This is a genomic window from Caballeronia sp. LjRoot34, from assembly GCF_964253815.1.
Lineage (GTDB): Bacteria > Pseudomonadota > Gammaproteobacteria > Burkholderiales > Burkholderiaceae > Caballeronia.
Genome location: NZ_CAXUSB020000002.1, coordinates 1,063,543 through 1,077,288, shown reverse-complemented (window position 1 = coordinate 1,077,288; position 13,746 = coordinate 1,063,543). Strand labels below are relative to the sequence as shown.

At 61.0% G+C, this 13,746-nt stretch carries 8 protein-coding genes; 7 read left to right on the top strand and 1 reads right to left on the bottom strand.

Annotation, left to right across the window (positions count from 1 at the left end):
- Positions 1–6: 6 nt before the first annotated feature.
- The 7 genes from ACSQ36_RS24440 to tdh all read left to right on the top strand — a co-directional run bounded on the left by ACSQ36_RS24440 (position 7) and on the right by tdh (position 8,774).
- On the top strand, positions 7–798 hold the full coding sequence (locus tag ACSQ36_RS24440) for an ABC transporter ATP-binding protein (protein ID WP_436183914.1): 792 nt from the start codon (positions 7–9) through the stop codon (positions 796–798).
- Between the two features lie 1,211 nt (positions 799–2,009).
- Positions 2,010–3,059: a GlxA family transcriptional regulator gene (locus tag ACSQ36_RS24435; protein WP_436183913.1), complete on the top strand. Its 1,050-nt coding sequence runs from the start codon at positions 2,010–2,012 to the stop codon at positions 3,057–3,059.
- A gap of 144 nt (positions 3,060–3,203) precedes the next feature.
- Positions 3,204–4,001: an ABC transporter substrate-binding protein gene (locus ACSQ36_RS24430; protein WP_436183912.1), complete on the top strand. Its 798-nt coding sequence runs from the start codon at positions 3,204–3,206 to the stop codon at positions 3,999–4,001.
- A 260-nt stretch (positions 4,002–4,261) separates the two neighbouring features.
- Positions 4,262–5,524, top strand: coding sequence for an MFS transporter (locus ACSQ36_RS24425; protein ID WP_436183911.1), 1,263 nt, complete (start codon positions 4,262–4,264; stop codon positions 5,522–5,524).
- Positions 5,525–5,602: 78 nt separating this feature from the next.
- Positions 5,603–6,370, top strand: coding sequence for an SDR family oxidoreductase (locus ACSQ36_RS24420; RefSeq protein ID WP_436183910.1), 768 nt, complete (start codon positions 5,603–5,605; stop codon positions 6,368–6,370).
- A gap of 150 nt (positions 6,371–6,520) precedes the next feature.
- Positions 6,521–7,720, top strand: coding sequence for a glycine C-acetyltransferase (locus tag ACSQ36_RS24415; protein ID WP_436183909.1), 1,200 nt, complete (start codon positions 6,521–6,523; stop codon positions 7,718–7,720).
- Positions 7,721–7,745: 25 nt separating this feature from the next.
- Complete coding sequence (tdh, locus tag ACSQ36_RS24410; RefSeq protein ID WP_436183908.1) at positions 7,746–8,774, top strand: L-threonine 3-dehydrogenase; 1,029 nt, start codon at positions 7,746–7,748, stop codon at positions 8,772–8,774.
- A gap of 44 nt (positions 8,775–8,818) precedes the next feature.
- On the opposite strand, the gene ACSQ36_RS24405 is transcribed toward tdh, so the two are convergent.
- Positions 8,819–13,693, bottom strand: a complete 4,875-nt coding sequence (locus ACSQ36_RS24405; RefSeq protein WP_436183907.1) for an NAD-glutamate dehydrogenase — start codon at positions 13,691–13,693, stop codon at positions 8,819–8,821.
- Between the last annotated feature and the right edge of the window lie 53 nt (positions 13,694–13,746).

Sequence of the window (13,746 nt, the reverse complement as noted above, 5' to 3'; positions counted from 1 at the left end):
TATGAGTTGGAGCTAACCGCCAAAGATGCCGCGACGAAACTGGTCGCGCAGGACATTCACAAGCGCTACGGCGACAATGAGGTGCTCAAGGGCGTATCGCTTTCCGCGCGCGCGGGCGACGTCATCAGCATCATCGGCGCGAGCGGTTCGGGCAAGAGCACGTTCCTGCGCTGCATCAACTTTCTCGAGCGGCCGAACGCGGGGCAGATCGTGGTGGATGGCGAGACGGTGCTCGTCAAGGCCGATCGCGCGGGCAGCCATGACGTGGCTGACCGCAAGCAGTTGCAGCGGGTGCGGACCAAGCTCGCGATGGTGTTCCAGCACTTCAACTTGTGGTCGCATATGACCGCCATTGAAAACGTGATGGAAGCGCCGCGGCATGTGCTCGGTCTTTCGAAGAAAGAGGCTGAGGAGCGGGCCCGGATGTACCTTGAGAAGGTGGGGCTCGCGCCTCGCATCGAGAAGCAATATCCTTCGCACATGTCGGGCGGGCAGCAGCAGCGCGTGGCCATTGCGCGTGCGCTGGCGATGCATCCCGACGTGATGCTGTTCGACGAACCCACTTCGGCGCTCGATCCGGAACTGGTGGGCGAAGTGCTGAAGGTGATGCAGAAGCTTGCGGAAGAGGGTCGCACGATGATCGTGGTCACGCATGAGATGGGCTTTGCACGCAACGTATCGAACCATGTGATGTTTCTGCATCAGGGCCGCACGGAAGAGGAAGGCGCGCCGGGTGATGTGCTCACGGCACCGAAGAGCGAGCGGCTGCGACAGTTTCTGTCTGGTAGTCTTAAGTGAGGTTTCGTTCGCACTTGGGGTTTGGGGGGGGCGCGATGTTGGGGGCGGTAGGGTGGTGATTGGGCGTTGGGCGTTGGAGTTAACGGGTGAGGTCAATGCCAGGGTTCAGGGTTAGCGGTCAGGGTCTATGCTGGGGTGGTCAGTTCTGGGGTTAGTGGTCGAGGGTCGGTGCCGGGGTGGTCGGTTCTGGGGCTAGCGGTCGGGGTTTATGCCGGGTGGCTGCTTTCCATGTTAGCGGTCTGCCTGAGTCGGATTTTCTCTTTATCACTATTAGCCACTGTGCGTGGCGGCACGTCATTTCTTTGTCCAAAGCGACAAAGAAACGAAGCAAAGAAAACGCTTTAACCGCTCTACCCTAAGTGTCCACAGCGTGCAGTTTTCATTCATAGGTGCCCCAAAAGCACGGTGCTCGCCAGAGCCACGGATGTGTGAACCCCTCCTTCTCGCGAATCCTGACACGAACACGCTTCGCCCCGTACGCTCTCGGGCAAGCACGAGGCGCCCAGGAACCTGCACGGCCTCACGCGTATTCGCTGCCGCGTTTCTTGGAGCGTTGGCCAACTGTGCGCTGTTTTTTTGGTGGGCTACACGGCCGAACGCATACTTACGGCTTCATGTTTGGTGGGTAGCTGTGCGGCCTGCACGATTCTTTTCGCCAGCTACGGCCTGATGCATCTGCGTGGGCCGTGTCTTGGTGGGTTAGCGACGTGGTCCGTCATGTACAAATTCGGCAGGAGGTTGTCCGCGGATAGCGCGGGGTGAACCTTGGGCAGATTCAGTCATTGGTGGCGAAGCGTGTGGGTATCCGTGTTCGGAGAAAGAGGGGTTCACACATCCTTCGCTCTGGCGAGCACCGTGCTTTTGGGGCACCCATGAATCAAAACTGCACGCTGTGGACACTTAGGGTAGCGGGTTGTAAAAGCGTTTTCTTTGCTTCGTTTCTTTGTCGCTTTGGACAAAGAAATGACGTGCCGCCACGCACAGTGGCTAACAGTGATAAAGAGAAAATCCGACTCTCGCAGACCACTAACATTGAAAGCACCAACCCAGCATAGACCCCGACCGCTAACGCCGAAACCACCACCCCGGCATAGACCTCGACCACTAACCCCAGAACCGACCACCCCGGCATAGACCTCGACCACTAACACCGAAAGCCCCCGACCACTACCCCTCCCCATCCCTAGTGCGAACAAAAACCAATTTCGAACATGAGCGCGAGCGTTAACCCCGCCCCGAGCACCAGACCACTCAAGGTCGCGATCGTGGTGCTGCCACCCTGCTCCATGAGCGGCGTAGGGCTAATCCTCGACAGCCTGCGTCTCGCGAACGAGATCGACGGCCACGCGCTCTACGACTGGCAAATCTGTTCGTGGGACGGACGCCCCGTAACGTTCGCCGGCGGCGCGCAACTTCCCGCCGACACCGCATTCGGCGATGCCGTCACTTGCGACTGGCTAATCGTGGTCAGCGAGCGGTATCAGCAATTCGCGGACTACCGGCTGTTCCTGCAAAGCCTGGCGCGCGTGGGCAGTCGCACGCCCCGCGTGACCGGCATTCACCACGGCGTCTGGTGGCTCGCGATGGCCGGTCAATTGAGCACCTACCGCGTGGCGGTGAACTGGGAAACCTACCAGCAGTTCGCCGAGGAGTTCGAGCGCTCGATCGTCACGCAGCAAATCTTCGAGATCGACCGCGATCGTTCGACCTGCACCGGCGGCCAGGCGACGGTCGACTTCATGCTGGCGATGATCGCACGCGACCAGGGCGCGGACCTGGCGGAACGGATCGCGGATTCACTTGGCATCGGCGTGTTGCGCTCAGGCGAAGAGCGCCAGCGCATTCCGTTCGTGACCGCGCCGGGCGAACGCCATCCGCGACTCAACGACGCGCTGCAACTAATGGAAGCGAACATAGAAGACCCGCTCGCCACCGATGAAATCGCCGGCCTTGTCGGCATTTCGCGACGCCAGCTCGAACGGCTGTTTCGACAATACCTCGGCGCGATGCCATCGAAGTATTACGTCAACCTGCGCCTGACCAAAGCGCGTACGCAATTGCAGCGCACCAGCAAATCGGTGGTGCAGATCAGCCTCGCGTGCGGGTTTGCATCGGCGGCGCATTTCTCCAATGCGTACCGCGACCGCTTCGGCGTGACACCGCGCGAGGAACGCCGCAACTGGATCGAAAAACATAGCGGACAAGCGCCCGATGAACCGCGTGGCGGCGCGCTGCTCGGTTCGTCACGTGAGCCTGTTTGAAGCTTGTGCTTGAGCCCGTGTTTGAAGCTCTTTTATCGGCTTGCGTACGCCCCCCCATCTCGCGTTCGCCGGCAACGTGACCGTGCGAACGTTTAAAATCACCGCCCCACCCCCGAGAGGTATGAGTTGAAGAACGTTTATTGGATGAATCATAAAGTCGCCGCTTTCGCGGTTGCCGCCACCACGGTGTTCGCCGCCTCATTCGCCGCACCAAGCGCGCAGGCGGCGGATCTCAAGGAAATTCGCTTTGGCGTCGAGGCATCGTATGCGCCGTTCGAATCGAAGTCGCCGAGCGGTGAGTTGATCGGTTTCGACATCGATGTCGGCAACGCCGTATGCGCGAAGCTCAAAGTCAAATGCGTCTGGGTCGAGAATTCGTTCGACGGCCTGATTCCAGCCTTGCAGGCACGCAAGTTCGACGCGATCAACTCGGACATGACCATCACCGACCAGCGCAAGGCGGCCATCAATTTCACGAATCCGATCTACGCAATCCCGAACCAGTTGATCGCGAAGAAAGGCAGCAAGATCCTGCCCACAGCCGACGGCCTGAAGGGCGCGCACGTCGGCGTGCTGCAAGGGTCGATCCAGGAAACCTACGCGAAGGCCAAGTGGGCGACAGCAGGTATCGACGTAGTGTCGTACCAGGCGCAGGACCAGGTCTATGCCGACCTCGCGGCCGGCCGACTGGATGCCGCGTTCCAGGATGCGGAAGCGGCATCTAAGGGCTTCCTGAAGACGCCGCAGGGTGCGGGCTTCGCGTTCGCCGGACCCGCCGTGGCCGACGAAAAACTGCTGGGCGCGGGTGTGGGTTTCGGCGTGGCCAAGAACAACCACGCGCTGAAAGCTGCCCTCGATCAGGCGCTGGCGGATCTGAAGGCCGACGGCACCATCGACAAGCTGGGATCGAAGTACTTCGATGTGAAAGTCGTGGTGAAGTAAGAGCGCTTCGCTATCGGTCCCACAGCGCGGGACCGGCTCGCAAGCTGACGCCAGGTGTCAGCATGACATCTGGCTTTCACTTACATCACAATGAATGCAGCGGCCCGCGCGCCCTTTTTTGACCGGGCGCGGCGCGCTGTATCATCACGGGCGCACACCAGGCTTCGAGTTCTTGGGTTGATCGATAAGCATGATCCACAAGCAGCTCGACACCCGTGTGCATGGCAGAGTCGCCGCCATCCGCACGGAGCCCTTCCCTCATGACAAGCTACAAGCAAGACCGCGTCGAAACGCTCGACGTCCCGGCCGGCAACGGCGCGCCTCTCGCGGCCGGAACGCAGAGCCCGGTTCGCGCCCTGATCGCAGCCGTTTCAGGCTACGCGATGGACGGCTTCGATCTGCTCATCCTCGGCTTCATGCTGAACCTGATTTCCGCCGACCTCGGCCTGACGAGTTCACAGGCTGGATCGCTGGTCACGTGGACATTAATCGGAGGAGTAGCCGGCGGCCTCGGCTTCGGCATCTTGAGCGACTACCTCGGCCGCGTCCGCGTGCTGACCTACACCATCCTGCTGTTTGCACTCTTCACGGGCCTCTGCGCGCTCGCAACGGGTTACGGCGATCTGCTCGTCTACCGGTTTATTGCAGGTCTCGGATTGGGTGGCGAGTTCGGTATCGGCATGGCGCTTGCCATCGAAGCATGGCCTGCGGACAAACGCGGCCGCGTGTCGTCGTATGTCGGCATGGGCTGGCAAGTGGGCGTCCTCGCGGCGGCCGTGGTCACACCGCTGCTGCTGCCGCATATCGGCTGGCGCGGCATGTTCGTGGTCGGCCTGTTTCCGGCAGTGGGGTCGTTCGTGATCCGCAAGGCTATCGGCGAATCCGACCTGTTCGTGCGCACGCATGCCGCGCAGAAACGCGAGTTCCCGATCAAGACCCTGTTTCGCGACAAGGCCACGACTAAACACAGCATTGGCGTGATCATCCTGTGCTCGGTTCAGAACTTCGGGTACTACGGCCTCATCGTATGGATGCCGGCTTATCTGTCGAAGATGTTCGGCTACACGCTCACCAAGTCAGCCATCTGGACCGGCTGCTCAATCCTCGGCATGCTCGCCGGCATCTGGATCTTCGGCCAGCTTGCGGACCGCATAGGACGCAAGCCGGCCTTCATCGGATATCAGGTCGGCGCGCTGGTCATGGTGTTCGTCTACTCGACGCTCAGCACCCCGGATGCGTTGCTGATCGGCGGTATTTTCATGGGCTTGTTCGTGAACGGGATGATGGGCGGTTACGGCGCGTTGATGGCCGAGCTTTATCCAACGCACGCGCGAAGCACCGCGCAAAATGTGTTGTGGAGCATCGGGCGCGGAGTCGGCGGATTTGGTCCGCTCGCTATCGGTGCGCTCGCCACGCATTACTCGTTCGGCACGGCAATCGCCTTGCTGGCATCGATCTATATTCTCGATCTGCTGGCAACCGTCTTTCTGATTCCAGAGTTGCGCGGGGTCGAGCTGGAGTGATCGCCCTGGGTTGCCCTTCATGCAACCGTTCATGCGGCCTGCCACAATGCCGGGTGAATTCCACCAAGAGGGCAAGGCATGTCAACGTTATTCGATTTGAGCGGCCGCACGGCGCTCGTTACGGGATCGGCGCGCGGTATTGGTTTTGCGCTGGCGCAAGGACTGGCAAACGCAGGCGCGGCCGTGATTCTTAACGGTACACGCGCGGACACCGTCGCCGAGGCAGTCGCCCGGATGGAAGCGCAAGGTTTCGCCGCGACCGGCCGTGCATTCGATGTAACCAACGAACACGCTGTCGCCGATGCCTTCGCGCAGTGGGACCACGATGGGGTCCACATCGACATCCTGATCAACAACGCCGGCATCCAGTTTCGCAAGCCGCTCGTGGAACTGGAACTCAGCGACTGGCAGCGCGTGATCGATACCAACCTGACCAGCGCCTTCATCGTTTCGAAGGAGGCGGCCAAACGAATGATCGCGCGCGGTTCGGGCGGCAAGATCGTCAATATCGGGTCGCTGACGAGCGAGGGAGCACGCGCGACCGTGGGTGCCTACACGGCGGCCAAGGGCGGCATCAAGATGCTGACGCGCGCCATGAGCGCCGAATGGGCGGCGTCGAATATTCAGGCGAACGCCATTGGCCCCGGCTACATCCTGACCGACATGAACCAGGCGCTCATAGAAAACGCCGCGTTCGATGCATGGGTGAAAAGCAGCAATCCGTCGCAACGCTGGGGCAAACCCGAAGAGCTGGTCGGCACGGCCGTGTATCTCTCGTCGCCCGCGTCGAGTTATGTGAACGGCCAGATCATCTATGTCGATGGAGGCTGGCTGGCAGTGCTTTGATCCGGCATTTTGCTTCATGCCGGACGTCAGTTCCTGCATACTGACAGCCGCACTATCGAAACAGCGTTGCCTTGCGGTCCCGCGATGCGATCCATCGCGGGTATCGTGCAAGTACCGTCGCAGGCATCGTATTACTCAGGAGCATGATCCATGCATGATTCTTATCTCACGCACGTGCGCAGTACTCTCGACCAGATTCGCGCCGACGGTTTCTACAAGACCGAACGCGTGATCTCAAGTCCGCAATCGGCCGCCATCCGGCTCGCGAGCGGCGGCGACATGCTGAACTTCTGCGCGAACAATTACCTCGGTCTCGCCAACGACGCCCGCCTGATCGAAGCCGCCAAAGCGGGCCTCGACCACGATGGTTTCGGCATGGCGTCAGTGCGCTTTATCTGCGGCACGCAGACCGTCCACAAGGAACTCGAGCAAGCGCTCGCTTCGTTCCTTCAAACCGATGACTGCATCCTGTACTCAAGCTGCTTCGACGCCAACGGCGGCCTGTTCGAAACCCTGCTCGACGAGTCCGACGCAATCATCAGCGACGAGCTCAATCACGCGAGCATTATCGACGGCGTGCGTTTGTCGAAGGCGAAGCGCTACCGCTACAAGAACAACGATCTCACCGACCTTGAAACGAAGCTGCGCGAAGCGGACGCTGCCGGCGCGCGCTTCAAACTGATCGCCACCGACGGCGTATTTTCGATGGACGGCATCATCGCGAATCTCGCCGGCATCTGCGACCTCGCCGATCGATACGGTGCACTGGTCATGGTCGATGACTCGCACGCTGTCGGCTTTATCGGTGAACACGGACGCGGCACGCCTGAGTATTGCGGCGTGCTTTCTCGTGTGGATATCATCACCGGCACCTTGGGCAAGGCGCTGGGCGGCGCATCCGGCGGTTACGTCGCTGCACGCCGCGAGATCGTCGAGTTGCTGCGGCAGCGTTCACGCCCCTATCTGTTCTCGAATACGCTCGCGCCCAGCATTGCCGCTGCCACGCTGAAGGTGCTCGAATTGCTTGCGAGCGACGAAGGCGCCCAACTGCGCGCAAGCGTGCGTGCCAACGGCGCGCACTTCCGCGACGCCATGAGCAAGCTCGGTTTCACGCTCGTGCCTGGCGAACATCCGATCATCCCGGTGATGCTTGGCGACGCGCAATTGGCATCGCGCATGGCGGACGCGTTGCTGCAGGAAGGCGTCTACGTGATCGGGTTTTCGTTCCCGGTAGTGCCGAAAGGCCGCGCCCGTATCCGCACGCAGATGAGCGCCGCGCACACGCCGGCGCAGATCGATCGCGCGGTGGATGCGTTTGCGCGCGTCGGCCGTTCACTGGGCATTATCTGAGGCATCGGGACAAATCGGAACAATCATGAAAGCACTGGCAAAACTGGAACGGGGTCCAGGGCTGACGCTGACACGCGTCAAGAAGCCTGAAGTCGGCCACAACGACGTGATGATCCGCATCACACGCACGGCGATCTGCGGCACCGACATCCATATCTGGAAATGGGACGAGTGGGCGCAGAAAACGATTCCCGTGCCCATGCATGTGGGTCACGAATACGTTGGCGAGATCGTGGAAATGGGGCAGGAAGTGCGCGGCTTCGCTATCGGCGACCGCGTGTCGGGTGAAGGTCATATCACCTGCGGTTTCTGCAGAAACTGTCGTGCGGGACGTCGGCATCTGTGTCGCAATACGGTGGGTGTGGGTGTCAATCGTCCAGGCGCATTTGCTGAATTCCTCGTGATTCCAGCGTTCAACGCGTTCAAGATTCCGCCGGAAATTTCCGATGACCTCGCTGCTATCTTCGATCCGTTCGGCAACGCGACGCATACGGCGCTATCGTTTAATCTGGTCGGCGAAGATGTGTTGATCACGGGTGCCGGGCCTATCGGGATCATGGCCGTGGCCATCGCCAAGCATGTGGGCGCGCGCAACGTAGTGATCACCGACGTGAACGATTACCGGCTGGAGCTTGCCCGCAAGATGGGCGCAACGCGGGCGGTCAATGTCTCGGAGACGTCACTGCGCGACGTCATGGCCGAGCTGCACATGACAGAAGGGTTTGACGTAGGGCTGGAAATGTCAGGCGTGCCGAGCGCGTTCACGGGCTTGCTCGAAGCGATGAATCACGGCGGCAAGGTCGCATTGCTTGGCATCCCGCCCGCGAACATGGCGATCGACTGGACCCAGGTGATATTCAAAGGACTGGAGATCAAGGGCATCTATGGCCGCGAGATGTTCGAGACCTGGTACAAGATGGTCGCCATGCTGCAAAGCGGCCTCGATCTCTCGCCTATCCTCACGCACAGCTTCGCGGTGGACGACTATGAAGAAGCGTTCGCGACCATGCTCTCAGGCCAGAGCGGCAAGGTGATTCTGGACTGGACGGTGTGAGACCGCTGGGCTGGAGGCATATTTACGACTCCAGCCCGGCGCCACTACGCGCGTTCCAGCGTCGCTATCTCACGGACCACAACCAGCAGCATCGAAAGACTTGCACCGCTTGTTGCGCGCAATTCCGCCAGCAAACGCGCGTAACGTTCGACCGCGGCTTCCCTTCTTGACCGCCAGTTTTCAACGATCACCTCAGGCGTATCGATATCGCGTGTTTGTTCGAGCGCACTGACCGTCAATGCGCGCTTGAGCCGCGCGAGCTCTTCCAAAGCAGCCGCCCGTGCAAGCAGGTCCCAGTGAGTGGACGCGGGCAACGCCATCGCGCGCTCCGCGATCCAGCCGTAGTTCAGCAACGTGCCTATGGCGAAATAAACGCTCGCGACGGTCTCAAGGCTACGACCACAATTGGCCGCTACTTCTGCGCTATCCAGCACGGCGGTCGATAACTCGCCGCTCGCCACTTTTGCCGCGAGCTCGCCTTCAACGCTCGCCTCTTCCAGCACGCGACGCCGTTCGGTCCACCCGTTGAGTTCATCGGCAGGCAGCAAATTCGGCAACTGTGGCGCAAGCCTTTGCGCCGCTTCACGACAACGCATGACACGCTCGATCGCAAGGTTAACCTGCTCCGTCGATACCTTCAAATGACGCAGGAACCAGAGCGTCGCCCCTTCCAGCAACCGCACGACATCGACGAACATCCGGGCTTGCACTTCGTCTGCGACACGATTGTCGAGCGCATCGATACTTCGCCAGATCTCGTTCAGATCGAACACGTCACGCGCCATGATGCAGGCACGCACGATCTCGCTCGGACGCGCGTCCGTTTCTTCCATCAACCGATGCACGAAGGTGCAGCCCACCCGGTTGATCAGTGCATTCGTCAGGTGCGTCGCCAGGATTTCGCGCCTGAGCGGATGACGCTGCATCGGCTCGCTGTAGCGCGTCTGCAAAGGCAGCGGGAAATAGTCGGGCAGCATGCCTGCTACAAGCACGTCCTCGGGAACGTCGGATGCGAGCAGTTCGTCGTACAGCCACATCTTGCTGTAAGCCAGCAGCACCGCGCGCTCGGGTGACGTGAGCCCAAGCCGGGCCGCCTGACGTTCGGCGATGTCCTCATCCGATGGCAGGAATTCGATCTTGCGTTTCAACCGGTCCGCACGCTCAAGCCAGCGCATCAGCCGCGCTTCGCCATCGAGCATTTCGGCCACGTAGCGGTTCGCAATCGATAACGCCTGCGTCTGCGCGTAGTTGTCGTTCAGCACGAGCAGGCCGACTTCATCGGTCATCTCGGCAAGCAGCGCGTTGCGTTGCTTTTCAGTCATCTCGCCGTCAGCCACCACAAGGCCCAGCAGGATCTTGATGTTCACCTCGTGGTCGGAACAGTCGACGCCTGCGGAGTTGTCGATGGCATCGGTGTTGATACGCCCACCATGCTGCGCGTATTCGATCCGGCCGAGCTGCGTCACGCCAAGGTTGCCGCCCTCGGCCACGACCTTGCAGCGCAGTTCGGAGCCGTTGACGCGTACGGCGTCGTTGGTTCGATCGCCGACTTGCGCAGGCGTCTCGCGCGTCGACTTGACGTAGGTGCCCACGCCACCGTTGTAGAGCAGATGCACCTCGGCCAGCAGGATCGCGCGGATCAGTTCGTTCGGTGCAAGCGTCGCGGCTGTCACGCCGAGCGCGTCCTGGACTTGCGGCGACAACGCGATCGTTTTCGCCGTGCGCGGGAATATTCCGCCTCCGACTGAAATCAGCGTGGCGTCGTAGTCTGCCCAGCTCGATCGCGGCAGCGCGAACAGGCGCTCGCGTTCGTTGAAACTCGCGACGGTGTCAGGCTCCGGATCGAGGAAGATATGACGATGATCGAACGCCGCGATCAGGCGAATGTGGCGCGAGAGCAGCATGCCGTTACCGAACACATCGCCGGACATATCGCCGATACCCACTACGGTAAAGTCCGTCGTCTGCGTGTCGACGCCCATCTCGCGCGAATGCCGCTTGACCGATTCCCACGCGCCGCGTGCGGTGATCGCCATTCTCTTGTGGTCGTAGCCTACCGAACCGCCTGACGCGAACGCGTCGTCTAGCCAGAAGCCGTATTCGCGCGCAATGGCGTTGGCATAATCGGAGAACGTGGCCGTGCCCTTGTCGGCGGCGACGACGAGGTAGGGGTCATCGGGATCATGGCGAACGGTATCCGGCGGCGGCACGATAACGCCGGCCACGCGGTTGTCGGTCACGTCGAGCAGGCCACGCAGGAACATCTGGTAGCACGCTACGCCTTCACGCGCGAACGCCTCGCGGTCCGTGACGGGCGGCGGGTTCTTCACCACGAAACCACCCTTCGATCCAACCGGCACGATCACGGTGTTTTTCACCATCTGCGCCTTCATGAGGCCGAGCACTTCTGTGCGAAAGTCTTCCCGTCGATCCGACCAGCGCAAGCCACCTCGCGCCACTTTTCCGCCCCGCAAGTGCACGCCTTCAACGCGCGGCGCATAGACCCAGATCTCGAACATCGGCTTGGGTTCGGGCAAGCCCGGCACCATCGACGGATCGAGTTTGAATGACAGATAAGGTTTTGGCTTACCTTCGGCATCCTTACGAAAATGATTGGTTCGTACCGTCGCGTTGATGACACCCAGGAACTGGCGCAGGATGCGGTCTTCATCGAGATTCGGTACGTTATCAAGCGCGGCTTCTATGTCGGCGCGCACCTGCTGCGTGCGGGTATCGCGAAGCTCACGACTTTGAGGGTTATCGCTTAGCATCCCTGGAAGAGCCGGATTGAAGCGCACCAGGAACAGTTCAAGCAACTTGCGCGCGATCGCCGGGTTACCGGTCAGCGCGCGCTCTATGTAGGCGTCGCTGAACGTTGAGCCCACTTGCCGCAGGTACTTGGCATAAGCGCGCAGGATCGTGACGTCGCGGGCGCCGAGTTGCGCGCGCAGGACCAGCCGGTTGAAGTCGTCGTTCTCGACTTCACCGGTCCAGACGCTTGCGAACGCGTTCTCGAACAGTTCCTTGACGCGATCGATATCGAACTCCACGTCGTCGGCAAGCTCCAGACCGAAGTCGTGTATCCACGCATGCGGCGCACCCAGCGGTTCAATGCGATAAGGCCGCTCTTCATCCACGCGCACGCCGAGATGCTCCAGCATCGGCAGGCTATGTGACAGCGCGATCGGGTCGCCCACCCGGTACACCTTGAAACGAAACGCCCGGCGCCCCGCTTCAATCGGCCTGTAAAGGCTCATCGCGAGGCCGCCCGCCCTCACCTGTGTCTGTTCGATCAACTCGATATCGCGCACCGCCGTACGAGCCGGATAATCTTCGCGATAACCCGCCGGAAATGAATCCGCGTATCGATTCAGGAGCCGGTTGCCCTGCTCTTCGCCGAAGCTGTCGACCAGTGCATCGGCGAGATCGTCTTGCCAGCGGCGCGCGACCTGCACGATCCGTTGCTCGAGTTCGCGCGTATCGGCTTCGGGCATCGCGCCTTTATCCGAACGCACCGTGATATAGATGCGCGCGAGCGGGGACTCGGATAGCAGCGGCGTGAATTCGATGCTCTTGCCGTTGAACGCTTGCATGAGTACGGTCGCGATCCGTTTGCGCAGGTCCGTGTTGAACTTGTCGCGCGGGACGAACACGAGGCATGAGACAAAGCGGTCGAACCGGTCGCGCCGCACGAACAGGCGTGTGCGCTGATGTTCCTGCAATCGCAGCACGCCGAGCGCGATATCGAACAGGTCGTCCTCATCGGCTTCGAAGAGTTCTTCGCGTGGATATTGTTCGAGCACGGTCACTAGCGACTTATGCAAATGTCCCTTCGCGAGAAAGCCGGCACGCCTGATGATGTTCGCGCATTTGCGCCGCACGATCGGGATCTCGGACGTGGGCACCAGATACGCGGTGGACGTGTACAAGCCGATAAACCGCCGTTCGCCAATCACCTTGCCATCGGCACCAACGCGCTTCACGCCCACGTAATCCAGATAACCGGGCCTGTGCACCGTCGCGCGCGAATTCGCCTTGGTGAGAAAGATCGGCACCGAGCCGTTGATGATGGCTGCTGCGGCCGGAGGCAATGGCGTGACGTTATCGGCCGCGGGCGGCCGCAGGCTTTCGCGCAACAGTCCTGCGCCGGAACCCGGCACGCCGCGCAGCGCAAAGCCGTCATCCTGCGTAATGAGTTCGTAGTCGCGATGCCCGAGGAAGGTGAAATGATCCGCCACCATCCACTCCAGGAACGCGCGTGCCTCGATGCCATCCGCGCTGGTCTCACGCGCTTTCATTTCTCCGATAGTGGCGCGTGCAACCTCAAGAATCTTCGGCCAGTCTTCCACTGAAGCACGTACGTCACCGAGCACGCGAGCGATGTCACGGCGTAGCTCGTCGAGCTTGGCCGCCTCGCCGCAGCGATCCACTTCGAAGTGAATAAACGACTCGAGGCGCGATTGCGGATCGCCGCCGTCAACGTGACCCAACGCGATACGCGTGATTGCCCCGCTTGCGGCGCGGGAGACCCGGAACACCGGATGAATGGCGGAATGCATCGCCAGGCCGAGTCGGTTGACCGCCATCGTGACCGAGTCGACGAGGAACGGCATGTCGTCGTTGACGATCTCGACCACCGTGTGATCGGAGTGCCAGCCGTGTTGTTCAAGGTTGGGGTTGTATACGCGCAGGACTTCGCGGCCGGTCGTGAATTTTTGCGCCGTCTGCCAGTGCGCCATGGCCGCGCCGTAGAGATCGGCTATGTCGCGGCTCTGGATGTCTTCGGGGTCCGCAAGCGCGTAGTAGTGGCTCAGCAGTGGTTCAACGACATCGAACGCGGGCGCGGGAAGCCGTCCCCGTGCAAAATCGACTACGTCAGTGAGAAGGTGCGCAACGCGCTCTTCGCTCTTGGTCAGCATGTCGTCTCCCGGATCTGGCACGTACGGTGCTCGGATTATGCGCCAAGTTTTGT